The organism is Bacillus cereus group sp. BfR-BA-01331, assembly GCF_022663915.1.
Lineage (GTDB): Bacteria > Bacillota > Bacilli > Bacillales > Bacillaceae_G > Bacillus_A > Bacillus_A mycoides.
Genome location: NZ_JAKUGJ010000012.1, coordinates 45,958 through 63,014, shown reverse-complemented (window position 1 = coordinate 63,014; position 17,057 = coordinate 45,958). Strand labels below are relative to the sequence as shown.

Genomic DNA, 17,057 nt, shown 5'->3' with positions numbered 1-17,057 from the left:
ATCAATGATATGTGTATCCTCCATCAGGAAATAATACACTACCTGTAGTAAACCCATTTTGCATTAAATATAGGACAGTATGTGCAACTTCATCATTATGCCCAGGTCTCTGAACAAGAGAACGAGATTTATAATCTTCATAAGCAGCCATTCTTTTTTCATTTTGTTCATTCTCTCTTCGTATCGTTCCAGGAGAAACAACATTAACTCTAATCGGAGCTAATTCAACAGCTAAAGCTTTTCCTAAACTTTCAATAGCGCCATTACAAGCTCCATAAGCAGGTGCACCTTTAAGTGGTCTTTGACTAAATGCACCGGACATTAACACGATAGATCCAGAGTTTGAAAGAAAAGGAATCGCGTATTTTACGGTGTAATATTGTGGCCAAAACTTTCCGATAAAGCTGCTTTCAGCAATATCATCTGTAGCGGTTATTGGTCCAAGTGTGTAAGAGGCTCCCGGTGTGAATAAATGATCAAAATTCCCAACTGTCTTGAAAAAATCTTGTAATTGCTCTTTATTTTGATTATCCAATACATAAGTTTGAAGATGGTTGTTATTTATTAATTCTCGAGCAATTTTTAATTTTTCTTCCGAGCGTCCTGCAATAATAACATGTGCGCCTTGTTCGATTGCTTGTTTTGCTGTTGCTAATCCAATACCAGAGCTTCCACCAATAATAACGATTTGTTTACCTTTTAGTGTAGTAAAAGTCATGATTAAGCCTCTCCCTTAATATAAAATTTTAAAAAAATCTGTGTTGCTTTTATTATTCGTTAAAAAATGATTATTGAAAAGTACACACTTTACTTGTACTTAGTCGCAACTTTCGTACTAATGAATCAGTGAACGGAGAAATAACATGAAAAATTATTTATTATGATCTATGATGGGATGGAAGAGGTGAGAAGATGGATTTACAAGAACCTAAATTAAAAGGGGTAATAGCGACATTACAAATAATCGGGGGTAAATGGAAGCCACTCATTTTATTTATATTATTAACAGATGGAACGAAACGGTTTGGTGAATTAAAGCGATTAATACCAGGCATTTCTCAAGGAACATTAGCGAAGCAGCTTCGTGAATTAGAGCACGATCAACTAATAAAACGCGAAATTTATCAAGAAATACCACCTAAAGTGGAATATAGCTTAACTGAGCAGGGAAAAACAGTCAGTATTGTTTTGGATAGTATGTGTGGTTGGGGAAGAGGACATTTAGAATATATCGATAAAAACAAACTATAATATTATTATGTAAACTAAATGTGATGTGTCGAAACATATCGTTTTAATAATTTTTATTTTATAATATATAATTAAATAGTACTATAGGTTATTATATAGGCAGTCTTCCGGATGAGGTGATATAGATGAAATGCTGTATCGTTCGAAGTAACTAGTTGTTCGGTGCTGAAAAAATACGTAGCAGATATAAAAGGAGACATAGGCCCTTTTACGGTAAAATCAACTATGAGTCTATTTCAAGGATTATCATAATTAAACATTTGATGCATTTTTGCAAAGGGGAAATAATAAAATGAATGAATTAGAGTACAAAAACTTTTATGATAAAGTGGGAAGTGAAAACGGCTGGGATTTTAGTAAGCTAAAATGTGAGACTGTAGGAGACACCTGGGACTTTTATAGCGAAGTGAAAGTAAGATGTAAACCATCACATATTCTACTTGATGTTGGTACAGGTGGAGGCGAGAATGTACTAAAAATAGCATCTTCAGCTGCATTACTGATTGGAATAGATAATTCTAATGGAATGATCAAAACAGCAAATTCTAATTTGAATAAAGCAGGTGTACAAAACGTTGAATTTCTTCAAATGGATTCTGAAGCTTTAACGTTTCCACATGCTCATTTTGATATTGCTTCAAGTTGTCATGCGCCGTTTGTAGCATCTGAATTGGCAAAAGTAATGAAAAAAGGTGCTTTTTTCTTAACACAACAAGTTAGCGAACATGATAAATTAAATCTTAAAGAAGCATTTGGTAGAGGGCAATGTTTAGGTGAAAGAGATGGTACGTTAAAAGATAATTATATGGGTGAACTTATTAGTGCAGGATTTGAACTCGTACAAGTACGTGAATATGATGTTACTGATTATTACAGTACTCCTGAGGATCTTATTTTCTTATTAAAACATACGCCTATTATTCCTAGATTTGGAGAAAAAGAAGAGGACTTTAATATTTTACAAAAGTTCATTGACGCTAATAGTTCCGAAAAAGGTATTCGTACGAATTCAAAAAGGTTTATGATTATTGCTGTTAAATCATAGTGTATTTTAACGTAAAAGCTAATTTTCTTTAAAAGAAAATCAGCTTTTTTTGTGGAAAAGAATGCAGGGAAAACTTAAAAATCATAGAAATAGGTAAAGTGGTAATCTAAAAATTGAAATATAGGGGATAATTATTTTGAAACGTTACTATATTAACAACGAAAAAATAAACGCACATATTACTGAGTGGGGAAATAATGAAAAGCCTGTTATCTTTTGTTTACATGGGTTAGGTAGTACGAGTTTAAGTTTTATAGAAATTGCAGAAGAATTAAAGGAAGAGTATAGATTTATCTCCATTGATGCACCTGGGCATGGTAAAACACCGCCCTTTGAAAGAACGGAAGATTATGAGATGCTGAATTTAGCAAACTGGTTAAATGAAATAATAAATGAACTGAGAATTGAACATTTCTATTTTTTATCACATTCGTGGGGAAGTTTTGTAGCACTATTTTATTTATTAAATAATCCAGAAAAAGTACTAGGAAGCATTCTTATTGATGGAGGATATCAAACAAAAAGGCTTCGAGAAGAAACGCTTGAAGAGGAAATCGCGTATTACGAAAAGGATTTTGAAGAATATATTTTTAATAATTGGGATGGATTTTTCAAAAGTGAAAAAGAAGCCTATACTAGGTGGTCTCCATTATTAGAAATTGCTGTAAAAGACCTAGGGATTGAAATGGATAATGAAGTATGTTGGCATGCGAGAGGTACAACAGCTGGTAATATAATAAGAGGTATGCATAAAGATGAAACGATAGATATTTACGAGAAGTTACCATCTAATATTATATTGCTTCGAGCTACACTACCGCAAATATGGGATGAATATAGAGATAAAACAGTAGAAATTTTTAAGTTAAAAACTGGCGCGAAAGTAAAATTAATCTCTGATACTACACATTTATTACACTGGGATAAACCAGAAGTTGTTATAGAGGAAATAAAAAGTAATTGGAGCTAACATATTCATACTAAAGTTGTAGTTTTTACACGAAAAATCCACCCTTCGGTTTGATTTTATCTATTTATAAGTGTAATACAATAAGAATAGATAGTAAGAAACAAGGGGGAATGTAGTGTGATTACACATATATCAGATATAAAACTACAAACGGTTTCCATAGAAGGGGTAAAACAAGTTTATAAAGACATATTATCTTTTCCAATAAAAAAAGAAACCGCATCATATATTCAATTTGAAGTAACACCGTATACCACAATTAGTTTTCAAGAAGTATATGAACCAATTGCACCTGCGCATTTCGCTTTTGAGATCCCATATTCAAAGTTTCATGAAACAGCAAAATGGCTTAAAGAGTCTGGATTACTCATTGTGAAATGGAAAGATGGTCATACAATTGGTGAGGAGAATGGTCTATTCAATTTATACTTTAAAGATGGTGATGGAAATCTTCTCGAAATTATTGCACATAGTTATGTTAAAGAAGAGGTATTAGTCCCGCATTCACCGTTAAACATTTTATACGTAAGGGAAATTGGTCTTCCGGTTAAAAGTGTACCTGTATTTACGGAATGGTTGAAATCAAATCTAGACATGAAAACGAAGGAAGATGGGGATATTTTCAACTTTGTTATAGGTGGCACTGCATATATCATCGCAACCTGGTGGCAGCGACCTTGGATTCCCATTGCGATGAAAGCTTTACCACCGAAAGTACATGTTTCATTCGGAACACCGGATCATGCGTTTTTACAACAAATCCAAAATAACTTTAAGAAAAATGGTGTTCCATTTGAAAGTAAACATATTGAAGTATTGTTTATTCAACAAGGGTATTCATTTTCTGTTTTGCATACACCGGAGTTTCATTCCGATATTCCTAGAAAATTAAACTTACCACTTTCTATATAATTATAGGGAGGGGTAAGTTTTTTTCATTTTCATGAAGAAGGGTTTCAATATAATTACACTGAATTTATAGAGGACTATAAAGCGTTATTCTAATTTACTGTAAGGAGAGAATTGAATCTAGGAAATCCGATAGCCAAAGGAAATACGGCTGAAATTTATCTTTGTGATAATAAAGTTGTGAAATTGTTTAAAGAATACCTCCCTAATACAGAATCTCTATACGAAGCACGAAAACAAAAGTATGCATATTCATGTGGTTTATACGTCCCTAAAGTATTTGAAGTTACAGAGATACAAGGTAGACAAGCTATTATTATGGAATATGTAGAAGGGGAAAGTGTTGGTGAGTTTTTGCTTAATAATTTGAGTAAAGCGGAGCATTTCATAAGTATTTGTGTAAGTATACAACAAAAAATTCATGCTATATCTGTGAGCTCGGATGAAATAGAACCGATGGAAGAAAGGCTTTATCGTCGAATTAACTCCGTACATGATCTGGATGAAAAACAAAAGGGAAATATATTAAAAAAGTTAGATTTAATCACATTTGAACCTAGATTATGTCATGGTGATTTACATCCGTTTAATTTAATTATGAGTAATGGTGATGTGAAAATTATAGATTGGGTTGATGCTAGTTCAGGTGATATTCGTGCAGATGTGTTTCGGACATACTTATTGTATTCACAGAATTCAGTGGAATTAGCTGAAATGTATTTACATATATATTGCAAAAAAACAGGTTTATTAAGAGATGAAATTTTCCAGTGGGCTCCTATAATTAGTGCAGCTAGACTGGCAGAGACTAAACCTCTGTAAATAAAAGATGTTTTTCATGTATTTATTCTGATTCTTGTAAGGATGGTGTATCATTTGTTTTTTTACTCATTGATATTCCCTGTTATTTTTTTCTTGCTAATTCTTTTCGGTTTGTCATATACTTAAAAGAGACCAAACGTTTTCTTTTAGGAGGACACAATGCGTAAAGGTGAATTAACAAAAAGAATGATTCTTGATCGTTCCTCTGCTCTGTTTAATGTAAAGGGCTATAGTGGTTCTTCAATTTCTGATATTATGCGAGAGACTGGGCTGGAGAAGGGTGGTATTTATCGTCACTTTAAAAATAAAGATGACTTGGCTGTTCAAGCCTTTCAGCACGCAACTTCACAAATGGGAGTGCGTTATGTCGAAGAGATAAAAAAAGCATCCAATACGTTGGATAAGTTAAAAACTTTTATTTCAGTTTTTACATCTCTCATTAATAATGATCCTCTTCCTGGAGGGTGTCCAATCATGAACGTAACGTTAGAAGCAGATGATTCCCATCCTCTCATGGCAGTACAAGCACAGATAGCGATGAATCAATTACTTGGAATAATTGAAAAGATTATTACGTATGGAATTGAGCAAGGAGAGTTAAAACCAGATACTCAAGCAAAACAGATTGCTATCATCTGGATTTCTTCTCTTGAAGGAGCACTTGCCTTGTCACGCTTATACCAAGATACAGTTTATATTGATACAGTATCGTCACGACTTTTAGATGAATTGGAAAAACAAATTACGGCCAACTAAGCCGTAATTTTTATCGCAAAAAAGAGACTGTTCGGTTTCTTTTTTGAGGGGGTGATCACTTAATAGAAATTCCATGATGGAACTATGAAAAAACGGATGAGAGAAGAATGGTACTAATACAAAATAGTAAATTGAAAAATGTGTAGAGTATGAACAATTTCGGCCTACCTGTTTCTAATTTTTGGAGGAGTGTGAAAAAGGATATGAGAGAAATAGAAACAATCGTAATTGGCTCTGGACCTGGAGGATATGTTGCTGCAATAAGAGCTTCACAATTAGGGAAACAAGTGGCAATTATAGAAAGAGAGAATCTTGGTGGCGTATGTGCTAACGTCGGCTGCATTCCATCTAAGGCACTTATTTCTGTAGGTCATCGTTTTGAGGAAACAAAGCATTCAGAAAATATGGGGATTTTTTCTTCTGGTGTAAATGTGGACTTCGCAAAAGTACAAAAATTTAAAAACAACGTTGTAAAGAAATTAGTAGGTGGTGTAGAAGGGTTATTAAAAAGCAATAAAGTAGAAGTGATAAAAGGTGAAGCTTATTTCATGGATGCTAACACTATACGAGTAACCAATAAAGATGCAACTCAAACATATACATTTAAAAATGCAATTATAGCTACTGGATCACGCCCAGTTGAAATTCCAACATTTAAATTTACAAAACGTGTGATTAACTCTACAGGTGCACTTAGTTTAACTGAAGTTCCAAGTAAATTGGTTGTAATCGGTGGTGGTTACATTGGTACTGAATTGGGCTCTGCTTACGCTTCCCTCGGTTCTATAGTAACAATTATTGAAGGAGGTAAAGATATTTTAACTGGCTTCGATAAACAAATGACTCAAATTGTGAAAGAAGACCTTATAAACAAAGGTGTTACAGTAATAGTAGATGCATCCGCTAAAGGTGTAGAAGAAGTTGAAAATGGTGTAATTGTTACCTACGAAATTGGTGGTGAAGAAAAGAAAGTTGACGCTAATTACGTATTAGTAACGGTTGGCCGTCGTCCTAATACTGAAAATATGGGTTTTGAAAAAATCGGTATTGAGTTTTCTGACCGCGGTTTATTAAAAGTTGATCAACAATGTCGTACTAACCTTCCGAATATTTTTGCTATAGGAGATATCATTGCTGGTCCACAGCTTGCACATAAAGCATTTTACGAAGGAAAAGTAGCTGCCGAAGCTATCTCTGGTGAACTATCATGTGTTGATTACTTGGCAATTCCAGCAGTTTGTTTCACAAATCCTGAATTAGCTACAGTTGGTTATACTGAAGAGCGAGCAAAGGCAGAAGGCATGGAAGTAAAAGTGATTCAATCCCCATTTTCAGCAAACGGTCGTGCACTTGTATCAAATGAAGGAAAAGGGTTCTTGAGGCTATTGGTGCGTAAAGAAGATGGTGTATTAGTAGGTGCTCAAATCGTGGGAAATGGTGCATCAGAAATAATTGCCGAAATGGGTTTAGCAATTGAATCAGGCATGACAGTTGAAGATATTGCATTAACACCACATGCTCAACTAACTTTAAGTGAGATTGTGATGGAAGCTGCTGAGGCCATAATTTACAATTTTAAATAAATATTAATTAATAAAAATTGGATTGCTTCGTTTTTTAGAAATTCTAAATAAAATAAATGTAGAGATAAATAAATATGTAAAAAACAATCTTTACTAATAAACTTCTTAATAACATATTATGGCTAATTGAGCCGTTTTTTTACCGCAAAAAAGAGACTATTCGGTTTCTTTTTGTGAGAGGATTTATTCATTTATTAGAGAATAAAAAGTGAAATTATGGAAAATAAATATGAGAGGAGAATACAAATGAGTCAATTTGTTAATTCAACAATGGAAGGTAAAAATTTTAGTGCTGTTCAAGTAGGAAAGTGGGAGGATCTGCTTCAATATAAAAATGGAAATCCATTTAAAGCTCCTGGAAAGGTATTTCTTAAAGATGACTTACAATGTACAGGGATGGAAGCTTCACTAAATGTTTTCCCTCCAGGCATTTCAATGCCCTTTTATCATAAGCATAGAGAAAATGAAGAGCTGTATATCTTCGTCAAAGGACAAGGGGAATTCAAGATTGATGATGAAATCCTTGAAATCAAAGAGGGTACTGTCATAAGGGTGGCACAAGAGGGGGAAAGAATTTGGCGTAACAATTCAAGTGAACCTCTTTATTTTATTTGTATTCAAGCTAGGGCAAATACTTTGGAAGAAAGTAATATCGAGGATGGTATTAAGCTAGATAAATCCGTTGAATGGATTGAAAAATAGGTGCCACTGTACGATTAAATATCGTTTCGCTCCTTGTATTTTGTCTTTTGAAGAAAACTTATCTATAGAAAAGTACACCCAATTGTTAAACTGAATGTAACAATTGGGTGTACTTCATAGGAAACCAACTGTGTTTAAAGAATGGCTTTTTTCAATCTTTATTCTATAAAGGTTCATTATCCGTACTTGCTCCTCAGTTAACTCTTCTTTATTCCAATACATATGCATTAAACTATATTCGAATATCTCCTTTAATTTAATAAACAATGGAAGCTGCTCTATCATTTCTTTAGGTAGATCATTTTCCTCCTGGTATCCGTCGATTATTGCTTTTGTAATAGAATCCTCATAGTCGACTATGTTGCCATTCCCAACGAAAGAATATTCTATCGCACTATAGACTGGAACAGCTAAATCGAATATGTAAAAATGTTTTTCACAGTCTTGAAAATCAATCATTGTTAAATTTAAATCATTGTCCACTAATATGTTTTCTAACCATAAATCTCCATGAATTAAGCCGTAATTTGAAGTGGACTTTGGCATATCCTTTATAGAAGTTAAAACGTCAGATGCAATTTCTCTTATAGTAGTCTCTTCTTTTGGGATATAGTTAAGAAAATTATACTCTTCATTTTCATACCAGTCGTTTATATGTTTTACTGGTTCAATACTTTCAAAATTTTTAGATGCACGATGTAATTTACCAATTTGTTGACCAAGCTTTTTAAATACATTAGAATTCCATTCGTTTCTTGGTAAATGTATACCAGGAGCAGCTTTATATAATACAGCAAAAACTTCTTTGTCTAAGGTTATTTTCTCTACTAAATTCGCCTTTAAAGAAGGTATTATTAGAGGGACTCCTAAGCCCTTTTGATATAAAAAGTTCGTATATGTAACTTCTGCTAATTGCTCTTCATATGTTTTATAGTTTGTAATTCTAACGAAGTAAGTACTTTGTGCTGTGAGACATTGATACATTTCATTTGTTATTGGTTTCATTTCAATAAAATCCAATGGATATAGTTTATTAATTAGTTTAAGTATCTCTTTTTCTATATTATTCATTTTAACTTCCTTTCCAAACATAAATTTTCCACTTACAAAACTACTAGTTCCTTAACTTACAAATTTCGTGTTTTATTTGGTAGAATCCTTTAAAAAAGATTTATCCCGTAAAAGTCCGATTAGTATGGGATAATAATCAGTGGGGAGGAACAAACTTCCCACTGATTAAAGTTTCACTTTATTAGAAAGTTAAGTAAATGTATGGAAAAATAAGATAGCTGAAAAAATATGAAATGAGTAATTACATATGATATTTAAAGGTTCTAGAGGGTGGTTAATGTTATAAACCACAAGAAATATCAAAAGAGAGAAGTGGATACTTCTTATAATATTTAGTGAGGAGGGGGATAAATGAATGAACATATACAGCTAATGATTGAATGGATTGAGGGCAATTTAAAAAAGAAGTTTTCATTAGATAAATTATCTAATTATATGGGATATTCTCCTTACTTCTGTTCGTTTAAATTTCATCAAGTAACAGGGATAAGTATTAGACGATATATTCTTCTTAGAAGATTGTATTTATCAACGGAAGATTTGACGAATGATAGAAAGATAATTGATATCGCATTTGATTACGATTACTCTTCGCAAGAGGCTTATAGTAGAGCATTTAAAACTGTTTTTGGTATAACCCCAGGAAAATTCCAACTTAACAAAATACCGGTTCAATCATTTATTAAACTCTCAATCAATGATGGAAAGGAGTGGGATAGAATGAATTTTTCTAGAAAAATTGAAGTTGATCAGTTACGAAATGCGAAGAGTGAGCTGTTTGATAAAGATGTACTAAATATATTAAATGGTCAATTTATGTATGAAGAATTTAAAAGTGAAAAACTAATGGGGGAGTCTGATTACGCTCCATTTAATGAAGCTATGTGTGTAAATACGACTACTGCACAGATTTTTGATGATGAGTTTATTAAAACAAGGGCAGAAGGACACCAAGGTACTGTAGAAAATTATACGAAAAAGGTTATTCATCCTTTAGAGAATCTTTTTAAGAAAGAGTATAAATGTATTGTTTTATGGTTCGGTGAAGATATGTTTTGCCAAATGAATCTACTTACAGTACTTTCTTACCTTGAACAGTCTGGTTATAAGGGAAAAGTATACTTAAATAGCTTCAGAGAAGATGAATTTAAAGTTAGTCAAATTGAACTTGAATTAGGGAACTATTTTTCTGTTTACAATGAAGTTCTAGTAAATCATAAAAAGCCATCTCATGAGGTACTACCTGTAATGTATCAGGCGATAGATTTATATTTAGAAATGCTAAAAGAAAATAATGTAGTAGTAAAGTATATCTCCAAAAATAAAGATTTACCAACACAAGAGTTATTAAAAAGGTTATTTAATCTTTTTCCAACAATAGGATATGGGGACTTACAGTATATAGAGCTTATTAATAAAGCGAGATGAAAATTGAAACTAATTAGAAGAGAATACAGTAAAAAAGATGCACCTAAAAGTATAGGTGCATCTTTTTTACTTATATTTGTTCAAGTAAATTTAATTCTTCTTCTACAAATGCCATTAATTCTTTTATTGTCTCACTAGAAAAATCAAAACGAATTCCAGCTGCTTCATATACCTCTGGTAAGGATTCAGAGCTACCTAGGGATAATGCTTGTTTGTAATTTTGTAGTGCTTGTTTAGGATTCTCTTTATATTGTTTATACATTTGCAATGCACCAAGTTGCGCGATTGCATATTCGATATAATAGAATGGTATTTCGAATATGTGTAGTACAGGTAACCAGCCAGTTGCTATCCAGTTTTCATAACCTTCAATATTTACCACATTCGATTGGTAAGTGTTATGTAATTCTAAATATTTTTCATTTCTTTCTTTAGCAGTATGATTTGGATTTTCATACATCCAATGTTGGAATTGATCAACGATAAGCATTTGTGGTAAATACTTAACAATATCTTTAAAGAAATCTAATTTTGCTTTTATAAATTCTTCTGTATTCTCATAAAATGTATCCCAATACTCCATCGAAAACAATTCCATTGTCATGCTGGCTAGCTCAGCTGATTCTGAAGGGATTTCTAAATATTTTTGTAGCTTTAGCTGCTTCATACATTCATTATGAATACTATGGCCCATTTCATGGAGGAAAGTAGTAACATCATAATGTGTATGATTGAGATTCATAAAAATAAAAGATAATTGAGAAGCAGGTAAGTGTTCGCAAAATCCTCCAGGTGCTTTTCCTTTACGACTTTCTAAATCTAAGCAATCATTTTTATGCATACGGCTCAATAATGCAGAAAATTCTGGGTCTAGTTTTTGTAAAATATGAGAACTTTTTTCGATTAAATCACTCTCGTCTTCAATGGGTTTTAACACTTTTTGATTTGGTGCGGCTGCTTTTAGATCCCACGGACGAAGTGTATCTACTTGAAGTTCAGCTTTTTTCTCATTAAATATATTATCAATAAGTGGCACAACGTATTTACGAACGGATTCTGCAAGTTCATAGCAATCATCAGCCGTATAATCAAAACGTTCATATTTTTTAAACATATAATCACGATAATTATCTAATTGAATGTTTTTGGCCTTTTGGTGACGGATTGCAATTAATTCATTTAAAATATGTTGTAAATTATTTTCAACAGATAAAAATTTTTCGGAAATGAGCGTTTTTGCTTTTTTTCGTATATCACGATTCGGATTTTGTAAGTAAGACTGTAGTTCAGTAATTGTTTTTTCTTCGCCATCCCATAGTGCAGTCAAACTGCCTGTAATTTCGAAGTACTCGGTTACTAATTTGTCTTCTTTTACTTCTAAATCAATGTTCTTTTCACAAAATAATGTTTGCGCATTTTTTATTTTTTTATCTAGTAAGCTATAAGTTTTTGGATCAAGTTGCATTCGAAATGGTGACTCTAAATATTTATTATCAAATGAATTTTGATAACGTTTCAAAAGAGGCCTTACATATTGTTGATCATATTCAAACGTATCTTTTATTTCTTTGTTATCTGTATTACATTGAAAGTCAATATAGTGTGATCTTAATTGTTCTTCGATTTCCCATATTAATTTCGACTGTATTTTCAGCCAATTTTCTAAATCTTCTCCTGAAGAAATGGGTTTACTTAATAAAGTAGACAATTCGTTTTCTAGCTCATGTATATTACGGATATCGATCGTATTAGAGTTCTGCATTATTTACCCCTCACTTTTTATTTACTCAAGGAGGTATTCTTCTTTTTCGCTATGATTCCTTTTTTGCCTAGAAAATTTGTGCCTATTACTCCAAGAACAATCATAAGTGTACCGACAATATGATAGTAGGAAATTTGCTCCTGTAAGAATACAACGCCTGCGATAATGGTAATAAGTGTAGATAAGTTGCTAAAAACACTTATTTTCGCTGCTTCAATATAAGATAATGAATAGTTTAATAACAATGCTGTTAGTAAGGAAGATAATAATCCTAAATATAAAATGGAGATAAGGAATGTTCCATTCGTAAATGGCTTAAAGTATACAGTTATTGTACCTTTGTTCATATGGTCAATGATTGCGATGAAATTAAAACTAATAAAACCGATTGCTGTCATTGTGTATGTTAAATCCATTAGCTTGAATTTCTTTGTCATTTTTCGAGCTAATACATTATAGCAAGCAGATGATAATGCCGATAATAAAATGAGGATAACACCGATGAAGCTCGTTTCATGAGCCCCTATACCATTCATAACAAATATATAAATGACACCTATGACAGAAATACATACTGATGTTTTTTGCCATGTATTCGTATATTCTTTTAAAAAATAGGAAGCTAGTATCATCGTAAATATAGGGATCGCTGCTTGTATAATTCCAGCTTCAGATGAACTTGTATATACTAAGCCAAATGCTTGGAAAGCAAAGAACAATGCTGGATAAAATATTGCGAGTGGTAAAAGTGTAAGTATGTTTTTAAATGATATATTTAACTTTACAAAACCGAAAATAATCGGAATGCTTGCTGCTATGAAAGCAATTGTAAAACGATGAGCAAGAGTATCAAGAGGGCTCGTAATGGTTAATGCTAGTTTCACAAACATAAATGAAAATCCAATAATTAAAGAATAGAGTAACGCTGATAAATATGCTTTTGTTGTATTTTTCATAATTTCACCTCATAGTAGTTAATTTCTTACTGGCCAGTATACGTACATAGTAATCTTTATGATCTAGTGCTACAATGTGAACAAATGCAAACTGTACCGGTACAAAAAATAGGAGGTGTAATGATGTATAAATATTTACATGTTTTGAACGACTTAGAAAGTATGATTCAAAATGGTGAGATAAAAGAAGGAAAGAAATTACCGTCTATACGGTCGCTTGTTACACAATATGAATGTAATAAGGCGACTGTAATACGAGCGCTGCATGAATTGGAAAAGCGTCATATTATTTATTCTGTACCTCAAAGTGGATACTACGTTGTTAAGAAATCTGGAAGTTACGTAGAAAGTAACGAGATTATTGATTTCGCTTCTTCGGCCCCAGATCCAGATGTTTTTCCATACTTAGATTTTCAGCATTGCATTAATAAAGCGATTGATACATATAAGAATGATTTGTTTATATACGGAACACCGAAAGGGTTACCATCTTTAATTTCGGTTGTGCAAAAACAATTAGCAAACTATCAAGTTTTCACAAAGGAAGATAATATATTTATAACGTCAGGTGTGCAGCAGGCGCTTGCTATATTAACTTCAATACCATTTCCGAATGAAAACGAAACGATACTAATTGAGCAGCCAAGTTATCATTTATATATTGAATATGTAGAAATAAATAAGATCCCTGTGATCGGAATAAAGCGTACGCATGAAGGGATAGATTTAAATGAACTAGAGCGGATATTTAGCACAGAAAAAATTAAATTCTTTTATACAACTCCAAGATTTCATCATCCACTTGGAACTTCGTATTCTAAAAAAGAGAGAGAAAAGATTATTAAACTTGCGAAGAAATATAATGTATTTATAGTGGAAGACGACTATTTAGCAGATTTAGAAACTGATTCAAAAGTAGATACGTTTTACAGCCAAGATAATTGTAATCATGTTATATATTTAAAAAGTTATTCGAAAATCATCTTTCCTGGCTTGCGAGTCGGTGTTGCAGTCATCCCGCAATCCATTACAGATGCCTTTTATAAGTATAAAAAGATTTTAGATATCGATAGTCCTATGATTTCGCAAGCTGCTTTAGAAATTTACATAAAGAGCGGAATGTTTGATCGGCATAAACATAAAATAAAAGCATCTTACTACAATAGGTCAAAAAAACTAGCGGCAGTAGTAGAAGGTGTTCAAAATGAAAATCCACATTTGTTTACTTATAGAACAGTTGATCCAATCGGGATACATACTTGCTTACAGTTGAACAGAAATATAGTCACGGACACATTTATTAAAAATTTAAGCAAGAGTCAAATAAGCATAGATTCTATTGATAAAAATTATTTAAGTAACTTTCATAAAGAGAGATTGTTAAAGTTAAACGTATCAAATGTAAAAGAAGACAAGATTGAAGAAGGGATTCGCAAAGTAAGTGAGGAAATAAAGCGAATGAACCGTGTAGATTTTCAGTTCAAAAAAGAATAGTGCTTATGAAGGGTCTTGTTGTGTATAGAAAAATAATGGCTTTATGTATGTGTTGCTGTAGTCATTGGAGTGATTACAATTACTATATATAATAAGAAAAGTAAAGAATGTTTAACAGTTGCAATTCATACGAAGGCTGTTATTGTCGATCATAACAACATTCCTATATCAAATGTGAAGCTCATTTAAAGATAAGGAAGTCTCTATATCAAATATGCAAGGTGAGTTTCAGTTTTATAATGGTGTTTGTGGTGTAATTACGTTAAAATTTATTACTCCACATGGAGAAATCTATATAAAAAATATGATAATAAGAGTGTACCAAAAATAATTAAGGAGAATGATATGAAACCATTACAAGGTAAAGTAGCAGTTGTGGCCGGAGCAACACGAGGCGCCGGAAGAGGTATTGCGATGATGCTTGGTGAAGCCGGTGCAACTGTATATGTAACAGGAAGAAGTACAAAAGGGAATTTATCCTGTATGGGGAGAACTGAAACGATTGAAGAAACGGCAGAGCTTGTTACAAAGCAAGGCGGAAAAGGAATCGCAGTTCGTGTTGACCATACAGTAGAAGATATTAAAGCTTTATTTACAAAGATTCAAGAAGAACAAAATGGACAGCTTGATATTTTAGTAAACGATGTTTGGGGCGGCGATCCTTTAACGGAATGGGAGAAACCTTTCTGGGAACACAACCTACATAACGGACTACTTATGCAACAAAGAGCTGTTCATTCTCATATAATGACAAGCCATTACGGTGTACCATTAATGGTGAAAAATAAAATGGGACTTGTTATTGAAATTACAGATGGCGTCGATTATCAATATCGAGGTAATTTGTACTATAGTTTAGCAAAAGTCTCAACAATTCATTTAGCAGAAGCTATGGCGAAAGATTTAGAACAACACAATATTACAGCTGTCGCAGTTAGTCCAGGATTCCTTCGTTCAGAAGCGATGTTAGATATATTTGGTGTAACAGAGGAGAATTGGCGAGAAGGAGCTAAACAAGACCCTCATTTTATCGCATCAGAAACTCCTTTCTTTGTTGGAAGAGCAATTGCATCTTTAGCAAGTGATCCAACTGTTCATGAAAAACCTGGACGAGCGTTAAGTTCATGGGAATTAGGAAGAGAGTATGGATTTACAGATATGGATGGAAGACGCCCAGATTGGGGGAAATATTTTGAGGAGAATGTTTTGAATCAAAATTAATGTTTTTAGAGCACTCAATAGCTGAGTGCTCTTTTTCTTTATACTGTACATAAATAATAAAGTCCTCTTAAAAATAAAGTGAAACTTTAATCAGTGTGGAGGTGTCCATTCTCCACTGATTATTAGCCTTCACCAATTGGGCGTTTACTGCCCACAAATAGAGGGATAAAATAGTTATTTAAAAAGCATTGGTACAAATGAAATACAGTCAAAAATAAAGTGACAAATCCAACTTACCCAAATACTTTTTGAATTTTTCCATATATAATTTAGTGCTAATCTAATTGGGATTATAGTTATTAATAACTGCATTGGCACAAAACCATAAGCTGGAATATGCCACAAAGCGAACAACAAACTACATATTAATGATGCCGTGCCAAATTTTAATCCTAATTTTTGTAATGCGATAATTATATTAGTGCAAATCAACTCTTCACCCATTAACATAAAGGGTACACGGAATAAAATCATAGAAATACTTATTACTTCAGCAACGGAATTTTTAGTTGCAGGTTCAAAAATGTAACTGAATATTAAGTTGGAAGCCATACCTACGATAATTGTTAAAGGCAAACCCCAAAGTAATGTCCTAATATTAAAATGTTTAAATTGCTCTAATGATATTTTTCCTAAAAAATAGTATCCTATAATTCCACATAATACAAGATTCCATAAAGCTTCAAGAATCATTCCCAATACTTCAGGTATATTATCTCCTAACACTGCGAAAAGTTGATATACAATCCCGGAAATAATTAATAATCCCAAAGCCAAAAGGGATTTTGAATCAATTTTCTTCTCTGTTTCTATAATCTTTGTTTCCACAACAGCCCCTTCTTTCTTATTATTTCATTGATTACGAATATATAATAGCACATTGTTCTCCAAAATAATGGTAATTGAGACGATCATAATAATTTTATTTTTCCAAATCAGTAAGTCCAAGATTAGGAGATTCCTTGTAAGAATCATTTAGACCAAAACCTATTATTAATGTCGTGATTGAAATAAAGCAATTATTAAACAAAAATAATAATCGCCCATCAAATTTATGAGTAGGCGATTAATGTATTTCTAAGAACAA

16 protein-coding genes are annotated in these 17,057 nt (G+C 32.5%); 11 read left to right on the top strand and 5 right to left on the bottom strand.

Annotation, left to right across the window (positions count from 1 at the left end):
• Position 1: 1 nt before the first annotated feature.
• The gene (locus MR155_RS20270) at positions 2-718 is read right to left on the bottom strand and encodes an SDR family oxidoreductase (RefSeq protein WP_219302334.1); all 717 of its coding nucleotides are present in this window, start codon (positions 716-718) and stop codon (positions 2-4) included.
• Between the two features lie 194 nt (positions 719-912).
• On the opposite strand from MR155_RS20270, the gene MR155_RS20265 reads away from it, so the two are divergent.
• From MR155_RS20265 to MR155_RS20230, 8 genes are all read left to right on the top strand, one after another.
• Complete coding sequence (locus tag MR155_RS20265) at positions 913-1,251, top strand: winged helix-turn-helix transcriptional regulator (protein ID WP_219302336.1); 339 nt, start codon at positions 913-915, stop codon at positions 1,249-1,251.
• Between the two features lie 292 nt (positions 1,252-1,543).
• Positions 1,544-2,296: a class I SAM-dependent methyltransferase gene (locus MR155_RS20260; RefSeq protein ID WP_242310932.1), complete on the top strand. Its 753-nt coding sequence runs from the start codon at positions 1,544-1,546 to the stop codon at positions 2,294-2,296.
• A 136-nt stretch (positions 2,297-2,432) separates the two neighbouring features.
• Entirely contained in the window at positions 2,433-3,266 is an 834-nt protein-coding gene (locus MR155_RS20255; RefSeq protein ID WP_088039426.1) for an alpha/beta hydrolase, read from the top strand.
• 117 nt (positions 3,267-3,383) lie between these two features.
• Positions 3,384-4,178: a VOC family protein gene (locus MR155_RS20250; protein WP_242310931.1), complete on the top strand. Its 795-nt coding sequence runs from the start codon at positions 3,384-3,386 to the stop codon at positions 4,176-4,178.
• 111 nt (positions 4,179-4,289) lie between these two features.
• On the top strand, positions 4,290-4,997 hold the full coding sequence (locus MR155_RS20245; RefSeq protein WP_242310930.1) for a phosphotransferase family protein: 708 nt from the start codon (positions 4,290-4,292) through the stop codon (positions 4,995-4,997).
• Between the two features lie 159 nt (positions 4,998-5,156).
• Positions 5,157-5,753 carry a TetR/AcrR family transcriptional regulator gene (locus MR155_RS20240; RefSeq protein ID WP_063218834.1) on the top strand — a complete coding sequence of 199 codons (597 nt, stop codon included), beginning with the start codon at positions 5,157-5,159 and terminating at the stop codon, positions 5,751-5,753.
• A 203-nt stretch (positions 5,754-5,956) separates the two neighbouring features.
• Positions 5,957-7,336, top strand: coding sequence for a dihydrolipoyl dehydrogenase (lpdA, locus tag MR155_RS20235; RefSeq protein WP_242310929.1), 1,380 nt, complete (start codon positions 5,957-5,959; stop codon positions 7,334-7,336).
• Between the two features lie 246 nt (positions 7,337-7,582).
• Positions 7,583-8,038, top strand: a complete 456-nt coding sequence (locus MR155_RS20230) for a cupin domain-containing protein (RefSeq protein ID WP_219302350.1) — start codon at positions 7,583-7,585, stop codon at positions 8,036-8,038.
• A gap of 114 nt (positions 8,039-8,152) precedes the next feature.
• On the opposite strand, the gene MR155_RS20225 is transcribed toward MR155_RS20230, so the two are convergent.
• On the bottom strand, positions 8,153-9,130 hold the full coding sequence (locus MR155_RS20225) for a phosphotransferase enzyme family protein (protein WP_242310928.1): 978 nt from the start codon (positions 9,128-9,130) through the stop codon (positions 8,153-8,155).
• 330 nt (positions 9,131-9,460) lie between these two features.
• On the opposite strand from MR155_RS20225, the gene MR155_RS20220 reads away from it, so the two are divergent.
• Complete coding sequence (locus tag MR155_RS20220) at positions 9,461-10,537, top strand: helix-turn-helix domain-containing protein (RefSeq protein ID WP_016091399.1); 1,077 nt, start codon at positions 9,461-9,463, stop codon at positions 10,535-10,537.
• A 70-nt stretch (positions 10,538-10,607) separates the two neighbouring features.
• Here MR155_RS20220 and MR155_RS20215 read toward each other — a convergent pair whose 3' ends face one another.
• Positions 10,608-12,299, bottom strand: a complete 1,692-nt coding sequence (locus tag MR155_RS20215; protein WP_215556433.1) for a M3 family oligoendopeptidase — start codon at positions 12,297-12,299, stop codon at positions 10,608-10,610.
• Positions 12,300-12,316: 17 nt separating this feature from the next.
• The gene (locus MR155_RS20210; protein WP_219302358.1) at positions 12,317-13,255 is read right to left on the bottom strand and encodes a DMT family transporter; all 939 of its coding nucleotides are present in this window, start codon (positions 13,253-13,255) and stop codon (positions 12,317-12,319) included.
• 123 nt (positions 13,256-13,378) lie between these two features.
• Here MR155_RS20210 and MR155_RS20205 point away from each other — a divergent pair, with 123 nt between their 5' ends.
• Together MR155_RS20205 and MR155_RS20195 are read left to right on the top strand one after the other, a co-directional pair.
• Positions 13,379-14,749: an aminotransferase-like domain-containing protein gene (locus MR155_RS20205; RefSeq protein WP_242310927.1), complete on the top strand. Its 1,371-nt coding sequence runs from the start codon at positions 13,379-13,381 to the stop codon at positions 14,747-14,749.
• A 345-nt stretch (positions 14,750-15,094) separates the two neighbouring features.
• Complete coding sequence (locus MR155_RS20195) at positions 15,095-15,970, top strand: SDR family oxidoreductase (protein WP_242310955.1); 876 nt, start codon at positions 15,095-15,097, stop codon at positions 15,968-15,970.
• A gap of 174 nt (positions 15,971-16,144) precedes the next feature.
• On the opposite strand, the gene MR155_RS20190 is transcribed toward MR155_RS20195, so the two are convergent.
• Positions 16,145-16,798, bottom strand: a complete 654-nt coding sequence (locus MR155_RS20190; RefSeq protein ID WP_219302362.1) for a CPBP family intramembrane glutamic endopeptidase — start codon at positions 16,796-16,798, stop codon at positions 16,145-16,147.
• Positions 16,799-17,057 lie beyond the last annotated feature (259 nt).